Annotated in this window: 9 protein-coding genes; 2 read left to right on the forward strand and 7 right to left on the reverse strand. The window is 43.1% G+C overall.

The window, feature by feature from the left end:
* Positions 1–135 precede the first annotated feature (135 nt).
* Positions 136–1,962 (forward strand): hypothetical protein, encoded by a 1,827-nt coding sequence (locus AB6D58_RS01965; RefSeq protein ID WP_372156395.1) that lies wholly within the window; start codon positions 136–138, stop codon positions 1,960–1,962.
* A gap of 968 nt (positions 1,963–2,930) precedes the next feature.
* Here AB6D58_RS01965 and AB6D58_RS01970 read toward each other — a convergent pair.
* The 7 genes from AB6D58_RS01970 to AB6D58_RS02000 all read right to left on the reverse strand — a co-directional run bounded on the left by AB6D58_RS01970 (position 2,931) and on the right by AB6D58_RS02000 (position 16,776).
* Positions 2,931–4,496, reverse strand: a complete 1,566-nt coding sequence (locus AB6D58_RS01970; RefSeq protein WP_372156396.1) for a polysaccharide lyase family 7 protein — start codon at positions 4,494–4,496, stop codon at positions 2,931–2,933.
* Positions 4,497–4,926: 430 nt separating this feature from the next.
* Positions 4,927–6,669: a polysaccharide lyase family 7 protein gene (locus AB6D58_RS01975; protein WP_017061474.1), complete on the reverse strand. Its 1,743-nt coding sequence runs from the start codon at positions 6,667–6,669 to the stop codon at positions 4,927–4,929.
* A 216-nt stretch (positions 6,670–6,885) separates the two neighbouring features.
* Entirely contained in the window at positions 6,886–8,757 is a 1,872-nt protein-coding gene (locus tag AB6D58_RS01980) for a methyl-accepting chemotaxis protein (protein ID WP_372156450.1), read from the reverse strand.
* Positions 8,758–9,829: 1,072 nt separating this feature from the next.
* Positions 9,830–10,711, reverse strand: coding sequence for an NAD(P)-dependent oxidoreductase (locus AB6D58_RS01985; RefSeq protein WP_004733521.1), 882 nt, complete (start codon positions 10,709–10,711; stop codon positions 9,830–9,832).
* Between the two features lie 541 nt (positions 10,712–11,252).
* Positions 11,253–13,331 carry a DUF4962 domain-containing protein gene (locus AB6D58_RS01990; protein WP_017061476.1) on the reverse strand — a complete coding sequence of 693 codons (2,079 nt, stop codon included), beginning with the start codon at positions 13,329–13,331 and terminating at the stop codon, positions 11,253–11,255.
* A gap of 220 nt (positions 13,332–13,551) precedes the next feature.
* Positions 13,552–15,330 carry a sodium:solute symporter family transporter gene (locus AB6D58_RS01995; RefSeq protein WP_017061477.1) on the reverse strand — a complete coding sequence of 593 codons (1,779 nt, stop codon included), beginning with the start codon at positions 15,328–15,330 and terminating at the stop codon, positions 13,552–13,554.
* A gap of 726 nt (positions 15,331–16,056) precedes the next feature.
* The gene (locus AB6D58_RS02000) at positions 16,057–16,776 is read right to left on the reverse strand and encodes a FadR/GntR family transcriptional regulator (RefSeq protein WP_017061478.1); all 720 of its coding nucleotides are present in this window, start codon (positions 16,774–16,776) and stop codon (positions 16,057–16,059) included.
* A 265-nt stretch (positions 16,777–17,041) separates the two neighbouring features.
* Here AB6D58_RS02000 and phnD point away from each other — a divergent pair, with 265 nt between their 5' ends.
* Entirely contained in the window at positions 17,042–17,998 is a 957-nt protein-coding gene (gene phnD / locus AB6D58_RS02005) for a phosphate/phosphite/phosphonate ABC transporter substrate-binding protein (RefSeq protein ID WP_102320521.1), read from the forward strand.
* The last annotated feature ends 57 nt before the right edge of the window (positions 17,999–18,055 follow it).

Below are 18,055 nucleotides of genomic sequence, written 5' to 3' on the forward strand. Positions count from 1 at the left end.
ATTTTAAGCACTTTATTTAAATAATAGGATGTTCTAATTAACGTTAGTTTCATCCTAATAAATATTTAACGACTATTCATTATCTACTTCTTATGTGATTTACATATGGATTTAATATCATAAAGAGAATATTTTATGCAGATTTCTAAAGTCGCTACAGCTGTTGCTCTTTCGACAGGTTTATTATTTGGTTGTAACAGTGACGGTTTACCTATCCCGACCGATGGTTCTACTGATCCAGGTAACCAACCTTCAGCATTAACTACGGGTTACTGGCAAATCAGTGATGGTAACTCCGCTTCAATATCCGCGTCATCAAACGCTGATCTACCAAATGTTTATGTTTTCCAAGAAGATGGCAATCATAAATACTATGACGATGATGATGACTTAGGTACTTACACGATTAAAGATGCAAGTGCTTCTACTAATAATTATGATGAAGAAGCCGGTACGGTCTCTTTCACATATTATGAAACAGGCACATCAACGATCGAAATTCTAGATGGTGTTTTTTCTTTCGATGACGCTGGTGCTCTGAATATTTCAGATAACACCACTGGCATAGACTACTCTGGTTCAGACCAAACTGCGACTGACGCCGTACAAGAAGCTATCAGTGAAGCCAATGAAGCAAATGGTATCAATGGCTACGTTCAAATCTTGGACACCAACAATGGTGGTGTAAAGAATGATGTGGGTGAACTACGTTTGAAATTGTCTGACAGCAGCACAGGGGCAACAGTAGACAGTATCGCATCAGGAAAGGTAACCGTTGACTTAATCTACCAAGTAGATGAAAACACCGAGCAAGAAGCGAATGGTTCAGGTAACAACGCTTATATTAGTCTCTACGCTTCTGGTACTTCTAACACTAATTTACACGGCGAAGTTATTTTTAATGCTGGAGAAATTTTCTACCGTTCCACGGTTACCGATAGTAGCGGTAAACCTCAAATTCCTGATGAGCCTGTAGGCACTTACACTTTAGGTGAAGATCTCGCGGTTGAAATCAGTTGGGCGAGCGGTTACTACACATTCAAAGTCAATGACACTGTATACGACAATAGCGGCAACGGTTTTGAGGCTTTCGACAAAGCTGCCGTTACTATCGTGTCATTGAAGCTTGGTGATACTTCCAACACAACACATTACGAATTGAACGCTGATAACTTTAAAGTTTATTCAAATGACACGACTACTGACGAGTTAGTATTTGAAGATAACTTTAATAACTATCCGAATGGGCAACTTTTGTCAGGCAATCCGTATAACAACAATACTGCGGAAGCGACTGTTGTTGTGGATGGCGGTAGTACTGAGCCAGAACCTGAACCAGATCCAGATCCAGAGCCCGGCGAAGTAACAGACAACTTCGATTCTTATACTGTAGGTACGCAGATCGATGTGGCTAACCCTGCGTACCAGACAAAAGGTGTTGATGGGGTTTTAAATACAGCAGTGATCAGTAGTGACTTTGCCAAGTCGGGTTCTAACTCTTTACGAATTGAAGATGGTGCGGACTCAACCACTGATAATAACAAAGCTATCGTTGGCCGCGACTTTGCTAGTGGCGCAGCAGAAACTGGCTCTGTTTCTACATCTGTATACATCCCTAGCGATGGCTATGTAAAAGCATCATACATTTTCTTAGGTTCTAATAACGATGCATCATCTAGTGGTCGCTTCACTGAAGTTGTATTTACATCTAGTATGATTAAATTCCGCAACGAATCAGGCAGCCAAGTTGACCTTGCTTCATACTCAAAAGACACATGGGTAGATGTGACCATTTCATGGGTAGATACAGACATTACCGTCAATGTTGATGGAACAGACTACACTGGGTTAAAAGCTGAAAGTGCAGGTGGTTCCCCGACCGCTATTGCGCTATACAATGGTGACAATGGTTCAAAAGGGACATACACCTACTTCGACAACCTAGATTCAGACCTATTCTAGTTCTCACTAGAAAGTCTGTTTGACTTGATTGCTAGATAAAACAAATCCCTATCAACGTAATTTGATAGGGATTTTTTATTGTTAGCTCAAGAATAAAAAGCAGACTGGCGATTCAGTTAAGCTCTCTGACTCAGCGGAACTTTGCTTCAGCGTTGAATAAGCACCGATGCTGCTAGTAACGAATGCCCCCTTGCCTCTCTAACTTATTTAACCCTCTCAAAAGCCCTGTATCTATCATAGATAAACAAAACCCCTCAGCTCTGCACTCAACCCACAAATTATTATTCAGCATCACCGTAGCATACAATCAAGGTATTTACGGCCTGCAAGCAACTAACCCTCAAGCGTATCCCCTTGAGCACTAGATGCGTTTGATCATCGACTTGAGCCCGCCTGAGTATTTTATTAAGCATTGGCGCTAATAAAGTGATGGCTAACCGCCCTTCTATTTATGCAAGAGTTAGAGCACGATTTATGGCTGTTGCTAAGAGTCTTGCTAAACAACCCAAAAGTGACGGTTTCAAGAACAAAACGGGAGTAATCAGCCGAGCTAACGCTTATTAGTAGACCAGGCAAAACAATACGTTCATGTGTAGACGTCGCATTAGTACATACCTTGAGAACGAAGTCGAAGTTTTCTAGCTATGGCGATTCCAAAATAATATTGGCATTGTTTAGCTTTGAATGAGAGCCAATATGACCTGTTATCAGCTGAGATTAATCATGACTGAGGTTAATGGTGATCGGCGATTGGGGAAAGGATAGTGACTGAAACTGATAATGACTGAAGTTAATACTGAATGAGCTTAATGATAATGTCTTAAACTCTGTGCAACTGATAACTACCCTTCTCCGACTCAATTAAATCATACGCTTAAGCCCAACCAACAGCAGGCACAAAAAAGCCTCCAAACCCTAAGGCTGGAGGCTATTGCGATAGCTTTAATATTAAGTGTTATTCGGTTAGATTACTTTTGGTATTGATCGTGCGATACATCTAGCTGGTAGAAAGTCGCTTGTGAGTAATCGTCTAGGTCGCCGCTGATGTTTTGGTTGTAAACACCCGCTTTGAAGTACATGTACTTGCCGCCAACATCGTAACCGCTGTTACTCATATCAACCACTTGTTGTACGTCGTCATGACCTTCACGCATTAGCGTTACGATCAGATCGTGGCCTTTCACTTCGATGCGGTAGCTGAATACCTCACCAAGTGCGATACCATCCTCACCCACTTCTGCTGTCATGCCACCAACAAGTGGGTAGAAGTTCTCTTTAGTACCGTTTTGACCTTCGTGTGCAAAGTAAACCGCACCAGTCGCTTGGTTTGGCAATTTACGGTAGTACAAACGAATTGGCTCATCGTCTTTGTCGTGAATTTGACCAATGATAAAGCGACCTACTTCATTCGCGTTACCCGTTGTGGTTGCATGGTCAATCTTCAATGTTGCTTCCATTACGCCATCAATGCCAGCCGCCGCTTTTAGGTCAGCTTCTGGTGCCGTTGAGAATACCCAGTTGTTCTTGTTAACACCTTGGGTTTTGATCGACTGGTCACCACGACGCATCATTTCACGTAGCTCAGTACGAGCATACTTAGTGTTTGCAGACGTACGCACACCTTTTACGTAAGATTTGAATACCATGCCGCCATCATCAGCAGTGTAGAAGATCTCTGGGTGCTGGTAACCGTTTGCAAGGTTCCACTCAGAAACGTCATCTGGCTTGCCATTTTTGTCATGATCGAATGGTTGAGATAGGTACCAGTGAGTCAAGTCAAAGTTTTCGCTTGGTGCATTACCTGCAAGCGGTGTTTCAGGTAGGTTAGTCGGTGCTGGCATCGCAGTACGTGTTTGGCACTCTACGGTTGTATCACAAGGGTAAACCGCTGGTGCACCAAAGTTACCGGTACGCAAATCTTTGCGCGCTTCTTTAGCGGCTTTTTCTGCTGCTTTCATTTCAGCGATCATTGTTTGCTCAGCGGCAACCACTGCTGGCGTGATGATATGGCTTGTTGGACAAGCGTTAACATTACAGTTAACCGCCGCCAACTCAGTCAAGCTGTTCCAACCGTTTTTAGTGTTACCGTGACCCACGTATCTCACGTAGCGCGCTTGTACTGCTGGCTCAAACTGGAAACGTTCTAAACCAAGCGCTTGGCCTGAGCTTAGTTGATCTTTCAGTACTGTTGTCCAGTTTTCACCGTCAACACTCACTTGAACATCAAACATAGACTGACGCTCATTACCTTTACTGAAAGCGGCCTGAACTGCGTCAAACTCTTGTACAGAGCCGTAGTCTAGCATTGCCCACTCGCCGTCACCCGCTGAAGACCAACGCGTTGTAAGATCTTGGTCAAGAAGAAAATCTGGGCCGTTACCATCGTGGCTGCTTGCAGTAGCTGCAACTGGCATCAGTAGAGCTTCACCCGTTTCTTTGTTGTTCGGAAACTCAACCGTTGGTGTTGTGCTTGTACAACCCACCGCTAGTAGGACAGAAGAGGCAAGTAAGCTTTTTATAATCGTTTGTTTCATATTAAACCCATTATTATATTACAAAGGCAGCGCTTGTAAGTGAAATCAAAGTCCGCGAACTCCTGTTATTAAGTGATTTATATTTGGATGTTTGCGAGTACATAAAAATCTTACGTAATCTTATAATACAAATAAAACGTTTCATTGAATAAATGAGACTGGGGACACTTTCTGCTTTATCCATATATTAACTGGATCACATTTCTTATTGATAAAATAGAGAGTAGATAAATTTTGGATCAGCATCTCGTCTAAGCGACGATAATTTTTGGTGGCTATTCACCGGGAAGTTGATCTCGTTATTTAAATTAAAGTTACCTAACCCATTACATTTGAGCACAAAAAAAGACCACATTGTTAACAACTGATGTGGTCTTTTAATTACGGTTTTTATTTGTTAAACCAGCGCGAGTGTTAAAGCAGCGCGAGCTTAATAATGGGCCGCTCTCACAGAGCTAAAACTCACATCAAATATCTCACCGGCGTACTCGCTGTCTGGCTTAAATTGTGGGTAGATACCCGCTTTGAAGTAGAAAGCGATGTCGTTAGAGGCCCAATCTTGAGTTAAAGAAACGGTTTTGCCATCTTTATCTTGGTAATCCTCTCCCCAACCGATTGAGTGCGAAACCGTGTTGGTGCCATCTAAATCGTGGGTCGCAAGGTAAATACCATCTTGGTCGGCACGAATCGTATAGCGCCACTCTTCACTTGCCGAATAAGTCCCTAACTCGACACTGAACGGGTCACAATGATTACAGTCTTGGTTGTTGCGCTCAAAATCAGAGTTCAGTATCACTCTTACTGGCTTACCCTCACCTTCCCAAAGCAATTTGACCAATGCTTGATTGATCTTCCAGCCATGGATCTGACCGAGCACTACTTTTGGGTCTTGGCCGTTGATGTTCGGGTAATCTTCAATTCGCAAGCTTGCCGTTAACTCGTGACTGGTTGTGTTGGTTCTGGTGTCGTCCAAATACCAACTGGTATCTTCATCACTGGTGCTGCAATCTGGCTGGTCGTTGCTCTGGTACAGCTCTCTTAATTCGGAGCGGATGTAGTTAGAATTCACTGTCGAGGTGCCATTGCCCATATCGGCTCTAAAGTGCATTCTTCCTTGATCGGTATCGAAATAGGAAAGGCCGATACTGCTGTCGTATACATCACTGTCGTTTGAGAGTAGATCTTTACTCGATTCGCAGCGCGCAGGCTCTAACTCAGCTGCACTAGTGCCGCCACTGCCATACCAAGTATCTTTGCTGGCAGGAATCGTTAACTTCCAGTCATTGATATCCCAGTCGTTAGCGCCATCCATTTGAGTCGTCGTATACCTCAACGCCTGAAAGTAAGCGGTCGCTTCACCATTTTCAAACTGGTTGTAGATCCCGGCTTTGAAGTAACTCAATAGGTGCTGCCAATAGGCGATATCTTGAGCTACTTTGACTTCATCATTCACTTTTATTGACAGTGTATTTTCATAAACGCTCAAATCAAACTTCGTAAAGCTATCAAGATCGGCTTCGCCTAAATCGTAACGATTATAAGAGGTGTTGTAACAGTCTGAAGAGTCGTCAGCGCTACTACAATCAATAGCATTGTTCTTCATTACTGCCCAATAGTGGCCCGTAATACCGTTTCGCTCTTGCTCCCAAACGACACGCAACAGTGGATGAGGGATGTAGCCTGTGCCGCTCTCATCGGTGCCTTTATTGTGTATCTGTAGCAGCGTCACTTCATCATGATCGGCAGGAGAGCTAGCCATTGCATGCTCAATGTCGGGCAAGCTGATCTCGGCATACAGGCTTCGCCTTACACCCGCTTCGTTGATATCAAAATTTTCACCTTCACGGACTTCTGAGCGCATCTTATAGTTTGCCATCTTGAAAACGAGATTCTCGCTCTCTTCATCTGCGTAAAAGTATTCACTGATGTAGCCATCGAAGTTGCCATCTTTCACTTCAGAGGTTTTGTTGCCTTCTTCTCCGTTAGGATCAGACACCTGAAGATCGGAACTAGAGAGAATAGTTTGATACTTAGCAATCGTATAAGGGGCGACCACGCCATAAGGAGTGTCTGGGTCTTCATTGCCAGGAGGGGTGCTACCGTCACTTGAACTGCTGCCACCGCAGCCATACGTAAGCGACGCCAGCGCAGCGATAAAGATTGGCTTATTCACATTTAACTCACTTATCCATAAGGGGAGAGTGATAATGCACATTTGTACTATTTTATGTCAATTGTCTATTTATCAGAATGTGAGATGCGGCAAATGAAGTAAAACAATCGGCAATCAGGTAAAATATGAACCTAAATGCAATGCAAAAAGGCCACTCTAAACTCGAACGTTATTGAGTGGCCCTAGATTCAATTTAATTTCAAATAACTGATTTTATTATACTTTAAAACTATTCATCAACTCACTGACACTGCCATTGAGAGTTTTGATTTCCGCCGATTCAGTTAATTGATCTTGGCTTAACTTGTTCAGCGCCTCCACGAAACTTTCAATGGTATGCATGTTGGTCGCAATGCTCTGGATCAGGGCGTTTTGCTCGACCGAAGAGCCTGAAATGTCATTATTTAACTGACTCACGGTTTCCATCTTCTCGGTAAGTTTCGCCAACATGCTGACCGCTTGAACAACTTGGGCACGCGTCATTTCACAGTTACTTTTGGTCAACTCAATCGATTTAACCAAACCATCTGATTTAGACTGCAAGCCAGACAGCGCTTCATCAATTTCAGAAGTACTGATTTGAGTTCGGTTGGCTAACGCACGGACTTCATCAGCAACCACCGCGAAACCTCGGCCATGCTCACCCGCTCTCGCCGCTTCAATTGACGCATTCAATGCCAGCAAATTAGTTTGTTCCGCAATTCCTCCAATCACAGACACGATAGACTGGATGCTCTGCGTTTCATTCGCCATTGAGCGAATATCATCAGAGGTGGTGCAGACTTGCTTCTCAAGATCACTGATATAGGTTTCCGTCACGGTGTTAATTTGTTTCGTCTCATCACTGAACACAGCGGCCTCTCTTGCTGCTTCTGCCGCCGACTGAGAACTCTTCTCGACTTCGTTTGATGCTTCAGATAAGCCGTTAATTGCAGAGACCACTTGAACCGTTTCATCAGTGTGAACTTTCAGTACATCGCTGGTTTCTTTACAACCTTCACGAATACTCAGTACCTTAGTATCGAGATCCGAGTTCTTAAATTTGACGTCCTTAACCATCTCTTGCAGACCAATGATGAACAAGTTGATGTCTTTGGCGATATGCCCTAAGTCATCATTCCCCTTCTCAACAAGCCTTTGAGTCAGGTCTCCGTTACCTTGAGATAGATCGTGGACGATTTTTCTCAGTGACACGATTGGGCGGTAGAAGCGATTCAGCAGTAAAATCATCAATATCACCGAGCCAAGCACACATGCCACGATAAGGATACGCGCACTCGACATCACGCCATTCAACTGATTGAGCGCGAGTTCAGGATCGATACTAGATATCATGTACCATTCTTTCTGGCTGCCAATATCCACTTTCTTGGCCATCAAAATTCTCTGGTTGCCATCAATCACACCCTCAATGAATTGGTCAGGCTGTTCAATGGCACTATTGAGTCTCATCTGAGTATCTGCAGAAGATATATTGCTTTGCGGAAGTACGTTTTCGACTGTTGAAGCGACCACCATCCCTTTCTCGTCGATAATAATGCCTTTGGCTTCGTAGATACTGTCCAGCTGTTTAAGCTGAGTTTCCAAATCATCAAATCGAATGTCTGCCATGATGACGCGATCTTGATAGGTGTAAGTCACACCAATCATAGGTACTTGAGTACTCTTGGTGAAAAACAGATCACTAAAAGATAAACCTGATTTCAATTTCGCTTGTTGATACCAAGGACGAGTCGTTGGGTTGTATTTTTCTTTGATTCCAACACCGTTTGGGAAAGACTCTGAAGGACGAGAAGTGTAAGAACGACCATCATCAAAACCCACTACAATCTTGTCAATACCACCGAGCTTAGCGGCAAAATGCATCAGCGCTTCGTTTGGTACTTGGTATGGGGATTTCATGAACTCTTGTGCAACGGAATTGACCGTATCGATGGTGCGCTGGACGGTGCTTTCAATCTGATTAATTTCTATCGTTAACGAGTGATCAATCTCGTTATAAATCGTTTGGTTTACTTGATCAGTCGCCAAGTTAAGCGTGAACCAGTTCGTAAATGCCAAGGCACTGGAACTGACGATCGCCACCATTAAAATCAATTTTCCTTTAAACCCTAGAGACAATTTTGAATTCATAAAACTCATAATCCATATCAACCTATGTCTATTATTTTTATCCGAATGAAATGGTCATTTTTTAGATATTCGAAGATACGGGAAGCAAAACTTGTTCATGCCGTTCCATCGTCACAACCATCAATTTAATTAATATTGTATGCTTAATTGACCGATCATTCTGTGAGCAATCTTGATATATTAAAACTGGCTAAAATAGCCCTGTGACATAGTTATCATTTATGCGTTTTGACTTTCATCTCATTGAATAAAATCACTATAAATTTGTAAAACGTCCAATTTCATAGTGAAAAGTCATATTTCTGTCGATAATTATCATCACCAGATTTTACTGTCCCACGCTACCTAATAGTATGCAAAAATGAGTCTTAACTCACACTTCTACCAACTAACCATTCACTAAAGGCATTCAATATTAAAATTTATTTGTAATACAATAAGCCTTGAGTTATGGTGTATTTGAATCATAACTTAAGTTCTTTCTGGATGCTTTTGTTCAATTCAAAGTGATAATTGAAGCAGCCGCTTTAAGGTCATTGAACGCGTTTAACGTAGAAACTGTCGGGGGATCTCGTTATTCGTTTTTTCACTTGCTATTGATCATTTGTTTTTCCAGACGGCTCGTCCGAACATGCCCATACAGTCACCAGCTGTGTGGGTTTTTTTTACTTTCTTTTCAGACCCGATATACGAGCGGTGTTAAGCCATCGCCAACAATCAGTTAAGTGCACTGGTTTAAGCTTGCGAGGAAAAGTGAGTGAGTTGGTGCTAGAAGGCTTTGAATTTACAAATAGATATAGATATAGAAACAAAAATAGGAATTGAGGCAGTAACAAAGTTGAACAGAGTTTTGAGTAGGTGTAGCTGAGGAAGTAGAAGTAGAAGTAGAAGTAGAAGTAGAAGTAGAAGTAGAAGTAGAAGAGTTTAACGAGGGAACAAAGGGTTGGGTATGGCAGATAAAAACGAACCTCGCTGAGGTATCGCCGCCTAAAAAGACAGGCAATACCCTAGCGAGGTCGTACGTCGATTACTTCTCTAGTTTAGCGAAGTAGTCGAAGATTACTGGTACGTCGTTGTTACCCATTCCTGCGTCAACAGCAGCTTGTAGGCTAGTTGCAGTACCTTGAGCAATTAGAGACTCAGTACCTAGCTCTTCACAAAGAGCAAGGAAGTAACCAAGATCTTTGTTAGCGTTAGCAACAGAGAAACCTAGCTTCTCTTCGCCGTCTACTGCGTAGAACTTACAGAATTGCATGAATGGTGAGTTAGATGGACCTGCAGACATGATGTCAAACAGTTGTTGGCCATCAACACCAGCGCGTTGAGCAACAGCGAAAGCTTGAGACATAGTCGCAACAGTCGTCATACCCATGAAGTTGTTTACAAGCTTAGTAACGTGACCAGAACCTAGAGCACCTAGGTGGAATACGTTTTCGCCTTGCTCTTCAAGAACAGGTTTAACTTTGTTGAAAGTTTCCATGTCGCCAGCAGCCATGATGTTCAGAAGACCATCTTTAGCGTGTGCAGGAGTACGGCCTAGAGGTGCGTCGATCATGCCCGCGCCTTTTTCAGCTAGAGCTGCGCCGATTTTCTTAGTAGAAGCAGGGATAGAAGTACCGAAGTCTACTAATACTGCGCCTTCTTTGATGCCAGCTAGAACGCCGTCTTCGCCGTAAACGATTTTTTCAACAACAGCTGAAGTTGTAAGACAAAACTGAACGATGTCACTTGCAGCAGCTAGTTCTTTAGCAGAAGTGAATGCAGTCGCATTGCCGCGATCTGTAACGCGAGCAACAGCTTCAGCGCTTAGATCCATTACGTTTACGTGGTAGCCGCGCTTTTGTAGGTTTTCAACCATGTTGCCGCCCATAAGACCTAGGCCAATGAAACCGATTACAGGTTTAGTCATGTTCAAACTCCAAATATAGTATTGTATGATTATATGGTCATTATAATAACGACGTCTTTTCCGTTACGCAATAGTTTTAGGGTAATCCTTCAATGCTTAGACGCAAGTTGTGACGGGGATTCACTTTACGAGAAAATATGGTCACGCTTTGTACTTACAAGAGCGATATCCCAATCAAAAAATAACCTATTGATGAAATAATGCACTCTAAATGTCATACGATTAATGAGAATAAGCCACTCCAATAACGATTATTAACCTGCCGTCCCTTTTTTCAGACAAGATTAAGGCTGCCCACTGTCAGTAGTTGACAAATTATTGGAAGACAGTCACTGCCCTAGCCTTAGTAAGGTTTACTGAACACGGGTTTTAAACCAAGTTTTGTCGCCACTTACTAAGCCTGGCACTCTTGCTACTTAGCCTCTAACTAACCAACGCAACCTCTTCCCACCTCGTAGGCTACTGCCTGTTCTGTGCAAACAAAAAAACTCCGAGCTTTCACTCGGAGTTTTTAGTATCTAGCTTCTGTTGCTTCAGCGAATTACAGTTCGATTGAAACCGTTTCACCATCAACATTTAGCATTAGCGTGTTGCCTTCAAGCTTGTGAGACACTTCAACTTGCTCGCCTTCGTTCTTATTAGGAACAAGAAGCGTAAGGATGTTGTGCTCTTTTGATGGCTTGAATTCCACTTCAACGTGACGGTGGATTTCAAGATCTTTGAACTCGTATGGGTCAACTTCGCCAAAACCTTCAACGTTCTTAACTGACGTGATGTTATCAGCAGACTCGTTGATGAAGTTTACGTCTAGGTGCGCAACTTCGCCACGGATAGTGAAAGACTTGTCTGCCACGTCGTTTGCGAAAGTTGTGTGCATTAGCCAAGTCATGTCTTTCTCTTCAGAAAGCGTTGCCTTGTCTTGCATTACGAATACTTTACCTTGAACAAACCAGACCTTACGCTTGTAAGATTCAATTTCAGGAACGAAGTACTTGTAAGATGCCGTTGCATCACCCTCAACCATCTTCACATCAGATTCAGTGTCGAAATCAGAGATGTTGCCGCCCGCTTCGATACAGAAGCGATCTTGGTGGTTTTCGTAGCCCGTGTTCTTGTTCTCGCCGTACTGACCTTTACCGCCAAATAGTGGAAGGTTCTTAGAGAACGTTTGACGACGCCATTTCGTGTGCATATCAACACCGAAACCACCGTAGTAGCCAGTGATTGACGCTAGCGTTTCACCGAATGCATGCAACGTGAATGCGTTTTGGTCACCGTGAGAGTGGCTGATTGAGCCAAACGGAGAACATTTGAATACCATGTGAATATGGTTATCACGCTCAGTCATCTTGTTGTGGAATGCAGCCCAACCCGTGATTGGGAATACTTTCAACAGTGGGTCATTCGATGGTGCTTTCTCTTCAGGTGCATCCCAAAGGAAGTTAAAGCGAAGATCATCGTAACCGAAGTCCCACCAACCGAAGTTGTAGAATTTGGTGTGTGCTTCAGTATCACGGCCTTTCAGTTGGTTGTAGTACCAAACATACTCAGGCTTCTGGTTAACACCTGCGTAATGCTTGATGTTGTAAGCCAGTTTTAGACCTGGGAAATCACCGATTGAAGACTGGTCACAGAAGCTCGCGCGCTTAGAGTGAACAGGCATGCAGTAAAGCGGGAAATCACCTGTGTTTTCGTAGAATGTTTTGTTGAACATGTCTACGCCACAGTATGCTTTCAATAGGTCGAATGCTTCGCCTAGGAATGCAGTTTGCGTGTTCCAGTAGTCAGGACCTTCAGCCCAACCGCCGTCTACACCGCCCCATGGTGGGTAGTGTACTGCGTAGTATTCTAGTGCGTATGCAATGTACTCGCCTGCTTTCGGGTGATCGTGGTAAAGCGCGATACACGTTGGGATGATAGCAGAAGAGATAGAACGAACACCGTGGCTGTTCAGTGGGTTGTTCAATAGATCAACCGTCACTTTCAGGTGGTGCATGATTTCGTCTAGACGCTCAATCAAAGCATCTTGAACTTGCTGACGTTCTTCATCTGTGAAGTAGCCGTGTAGCCAGTCGTAACCCCAAGCCATAGCCGCGATAACACGGAAAGCCGCTTCATCGTTATAGCCACGAGAAGTCACGCCTTCTGGATCGTACGTAGACAGTTTTAGAGTCCAAGCTTTTGCTTTAGCAATTAGCGCTTCGTCTTCTTTCACAACACCAGCAATTGCTAGGTTACGTGTCGCGTTTAGTGCCATTTGGCAATCAACGTACATTTGACGCCAGTAAGGACGCCATAGAGAAGCTTTGCCTACCGTGTCAGCTGGGTACGCTTGAGGCTCTTCGAAAGGAGCAGTCTCAAGGAACTTAACTGTCGAGTTATTGTAGAAATCATCAAACATGCAGTGAGCTTCATCAGCTTTCACTTTCGCTTTGAATTCTTCTAACTGATCTGCTTGAACAAGAAGACGTGGACGTGCTTCGCTCAAGTTGTCTAGGAATGATAGGTCGAAGTCACGTTTCTGTACTTCGATAGGGAGTAGGTCTACAAGATTACCTGCTGAAGTATCATTCTCCAGCTTCATCTTCCTGATTGCATCAAGAGATTTTTGGTCGCTCATTCTAACTCACTTATTTTTCAAGTTGATTGAAAGGAATTAGCAACAATATACGTCTTATTGTAGGACAATTAAATCTATTTCGGTTCGATTGAACCATTTTGTACAGTTTTCGTGATTTAGGTCAGATATCTTCCACCTGACCGTTTTTCCGTTTCGCAGAGCAAAAAAAATGCGACGCCCTTTCGAGTCGTCGCATTCTATTATAATCGTTTTCTATGTATTAGCTTTCAGTTACTGCTTTCGCTTGCTTGCCGCCGTCATCGACCGCTTTAACCAATAGCACACCAACACCACCAACAATCACACCACAAAGTATGAAGACTAGACGTCCCCACATTGGGTTAGTGAGTAGAGCCATTAGCATGATACCGACACCCGCTACCGCAATCAGTTTACCAAGCATTTCACGCTGTTTGTTATCCAGTACTTTCTGTTCTGCTGACTCCGCAACTAATGGAGTAGACAGGTTACCGAAGAACTTATCAACGTCTGCTTGACGCTTCTCAGTTAATGGCTTGTAGAACAGAGTTGATAGGATGAAGAAACCACCTGTCAGCGTAATGTGAGCAATCAGACCGATAGCAACCTTAACATCAGACCATTCACGGCTTGTTAGCTCTTCTAGACCGAAGATTGAAGACACCATTTCAGCGTTAACAACGAAACCCACGTAGTAAGAAACAAAACCACCAACCACTAGCGTACCCCAACCAGCCCAGTCCGGAGTCTTCTTAATAAAGAAGCCAAGGAATGCAGGAATTGTCATTGGGAAGCCGATCAGTGCGCCTACATACATCATGGTATCGAACAGGCTCAAACCTTTAAGCGAGTTGATGAACTGTGCAATAAGGATGATAGCAATACCAAACACGGCAGAAGTAATCTTAGAAACCGTTACTAGTTCTTTTTCGCTAGCCGTACCTTTACGAACGATTGGTTCATAGAAGTTCTTAACAAAGATACCCGAGTTACGGTTTAGACCAGAATCCATTGAAGACATTGTCGCTGCAAACATCGCCGCAACTAGAAGGCCAACCATACCTGCTGGCATGTACTCTTGTACGAAGTATAGGTAGGCAAAGTCACCCGCTTTCTTACCTGCTTCTGGGTAAGCTGCTGCTAGGTCGACACCTTGACCTGCAATGTACCAAGAAGGCATGAACCAGATAAATACACCACAAAGCATTAGCACACACGCTAGTAGCGCTGCTTTCTTCGCGTTCTTTGAGTCTTTAGCCGCTAGGTAACGGTAAGAGTTAAGCATGTTGTTAGTAATAGAGAACTGCTTCACGAAGATGAAGAATGCCCAAATGCTGAAGATGCTTAAGTAGTTAATGTTGTTACCAGAAAGGAAAGAACCGCCTTCCGCTACAGGGAAGTTATTCACGATTTCACCAACACCGCCACCTTGAACAACAGCAACAACAGCACATGTCACGGTTACTGCCATGATGATAACCATCTGCATAAAGTCAGATGCAATTACCGCCCATGAACCACCCGTTACAGACATTGCCAATACAACCAAACCGGTAATCCAGATAGTTGCTGTCATGTCGAAACCGAAGATACCAGAAGCGATGATTGCTAGTGCGTTTAACCATACACCGGCAGAAACAACACTGTTTGGCATTGAAGACCAAGTGAACACTTGTTCGTTAGTCGCACCGAAACGCATACGAATTGCTTCGATTACCGTTACTACACGTAGTTGACGGAACTTTGGAGCAAAATATGCGAAGTTCATGAAGTAACCAAATGCGTTGGCTACGAAGATGACCGCTACTGCAAAACCATCGTTATACGCTTTACCTGCCGCACCGGTGAATGTCCATGCACTAAACTGGGTCATAAAGGCGGTTGCACCAACCATCCACCACAACATGTTACCGCCCCCGCGGAAGTAGTCACTGGTGGTACTTGTAAATGTTCTAAACATCCAACCTATCGCAATCAAGAATAGGAAATAAATGCCGACAATAATCGTGTTGAGTTCCATCGTGTATCCTTTGTCCGTTGTATTTTGTTATGAGGACTATAGGAAATCTCAAACTTTATTTGTAGTACAATAATCCAAATAAGTGATGGCGATCTTATTTTGATTGATTAAGTTAATTATATATATGACATAGGATGGAATATGGCCAATCCATTAAGGAAATTACTGGTGTTTGAGATGAAAACTCAAAAAACCAAGACCAAAGAACATCACACCCATTAAAATCAAAGACTTATAAAAAAGCGAGACTTTGCACACTTATTAACAAATACAACCAAACACATATAAATATAAAATTCTCAAAAATAATAAAAGCCAAATCTGAGCTAAATCCCCCTCATTTATCACACAATAAACCAGCGTTTTTTATCTATTGAGAGTGGATAATTTCATTAGAATTCTACTTAAATTAATCAATATAGAAGAGGCATATCCAGTTCAAACGATGGTAGATTCAAAATATACAAAAATGAAAAATCATGGATGACGCATAATTATTTGGGGGTCGAGAGTGTCTAAAAACGAATATCGAGCGTAATATTATTTTTATTATGATGGTAAAGAGAACGACCGCTAGGCGTATACAAGAAGGAACTGGCTTAAGAAGGAGTTAAGCGAGGATGAACCAAAACAGTGCCACACATGGTGCAACACGCTTTCTAAAAACAAAAAAGCATGCACTTGGCATACCTTTTTGATTGGTTCAAATGAAGTTGAAAACCGTGTTTAGCTTGCAGTGGCTAAACGGTGGTTAGCGTCTTGCAAGTGAGCGGCTGACATTGTACGAGCTTTTTCACTGTCGCCAGCCATAATCGCTTCATAGATTCTACGGTGTTCATTGATACATGTGCTGCCCTCTTCAGAAGAGTGCACGATGAAGTTAACGAACATGGTCGTCAGAATATTGCCGAATGGCAGGTAGAAATCGTTACCTGTCGCATTAAAGATCAAGCTATGGAAACGAATATCGATGTCTGTCCAACGTTCTTGGTCAAACACTTCTGCGTCATCCACTTCAACCATCTTCTGGAAGATCTCTGAAAGCTCGATACGTTGCTCAGCAGTCGCAAATTTTGCAGCTAATGCACACGCTTCAGGTTCAATCGCACGGCGAAGGCCTAAAAACTGAGAACAGAATTGGTCTATGTCGGTTAGACCATCCATCCATTCAATCAGTTGAGGATCAAGAAAGTTCCAGTATGCGCGATCTACTACACGAGTACCGATTTTCGGGCGGGACTCTAACAGACCTTTAGAAGTCAGTAGTTTAACGGCTTCACGAAGTGCCGTACGGCTGATACCAAACTGTTCACACAGCGCCATTTCACCAGGAATAATAGAACCTTGTGGCAGTTCACCAGACAAGATTCCACGAGCGATTTCACGCGCTACTTGCACGTGCAGGCTGCGCTTCGAGCCCGAGATTGAATTAAAAGTGCTAACCATAAGTTCACTTATTTTATATGTTATGTTTATGTATTATTTAAGGATCACTATAACAGGATTTCAACCTAGCGCCAATTGAGTAAATTAGCAACGAGTCGTGCCCTATTAATTTACTCAATGAATCAAACACTTATAAAGCATCTAACTCCATACCGCTAGAAACATTATGTTACACCATTCATAAATCCGTCATCAAAAGGCATCGGTTCTGTCATCCTCGATTCCTATACTTCCTTCCAACAAATCACTCAATTGGACTGACATAATGAAACCGACAAAAACAAATCTCACGCTTAAGAGCGCTATTACTGCTGCGCTGATTTTTTCTGGTTCTGCATTAGCAATGGATACACGATACGAAGATCGCTCTGGCAACTTGGTTGCTGATGTTCCTCAAGATGAATCACAATGGGTTGACCCAAACACGCTAATTTTTGCTTATACGCCAGTTGAAGATCCTGCAGTATACGCTGATGTGTGGAGCGAGTTTTTGAGCCACCTTGAAAAAACAACGGAAAAGACGGTTCGTTTCTTCCCTGTTCAAAATAACGCTGCTCAAATTGAAGCAATGCGTTCAGGTCGCCTACATATCGCAGGTTTCAACACAGGTTCTACACCACTGGCGGTTAACTGTGCAGGCTTTGCCCCATTCACAATGATGGCTGCAGAAGATGGCTCTTTCGGTTACGAAATGGAAATCATCACTTACCCTGGTTCTGGCATTGAGAAAGTGGAAGACCTAAAAGATAAGAACCTAGCGTTCACATCACAAACGTCTAACTCTGGCTTCAAAGCACCTTCTGCTATTTTGGACGCTGAATACCAGCTTCAACCTGATCGAGATTTCAAACCAGCATTCTCTGGCGCACACGACAACTCTATTTTGGGTGTGGCGCACAAAGATTACGATGCTGCAGCAGTTGCTAACTCAGTATTGAACCGCATGCTTTCACGGGATGTTGTGAAAGAAGACCAAATCAAGAGCATCTACAAATCTCAAACCTTCCCGACGACCGCTTACGGCACAGCGCACAACCTGACGCCAGAGCTGCAAGAGAAGATTCAAAAAGCGTTCTTCACTTTCGATTGGGAAGGCACAAAGCTTCAAGAAGAATTTAAACGTAACGGCGAAGCGCAGTTCGTTCCTATTACTTACAAAGAGCACTGGGAAGTGATCCGCACTATCGATACGGCAAACAAAGTCTCTTATACGTGTAGCTAAGTTCAACCGAACTAAAAAGCCAATCACACACTGATAAAACTAACTGCAGGTGTAATC

The organism is Vibrio sp. 10N.239.312.D08, assembly GCF_041466145.1.
GTDB lineage: Bacteria > Pseudomonadota > Gammaproteobacteria > Enterobacterales > Vibrionaceae > Vibrio > Vibrio crassostreae_C.

Bases quoted from the DNA above. Each gene is read 5' to 3' on its own strand.
- AB6D58_RS01965 (WP_372156395.1), top strand. From the start codon at position 136: ATGCAGATTTCTAAAGTCGCTACAGCTGTTGCTCTTTCGACAGGTTTA.
- AB6D58_RS01970 (WP_372156396.1), bottom strand. From the start codon at position 4,496: ATGAAACAAACGATTATAAAAAGCTTACTTGCCTCTTCTGTCCTACTA.
- AB6D58_RS01980 (WP_372156450.1), bottom strand. From the start codon at position 8,757: ATGGTGGCGATCGTCAGTTCCAGTGCCTTGGCATTTACGAACTGGTTC.
- AB6D58_RS01985 (WP_004733521.1), bottom strand. From the start codon at position 10,711: ATGACTAAACCTGTAATCGGTTTCATTGGCCTAGGTCTTATGGGCGGC.
- AB6D58_RS01990 (WP_017061476.1), bottom strand. From the start codon at position 13,331: ATGAGCGACCAAAAATCTCTTGATGCAATCAGGAAGATGAAGCTGGAG.
- AB6D58_RS01995 (WP_017061477.1), bottom strand. From the start codon at position 15,330: ATGGAACTCAACACGATTATTGTCGGCATTTATTTCCTATTCTTGATT.
- AB6D58_RS02000 (WP_017061478.1), bottom strand. From the start codon at position 16,776: ATGGTTAGCACTTTTAATTCAATCTCGGGCTCGAAGCGCAGCCTGCAC.
- phnD (WP_102320521.1), top strand. From the start codon at position 17,042: ATGAAACCGACAAAAACAAATCTCACGCTTAAGAGCGCTATTACTGCT.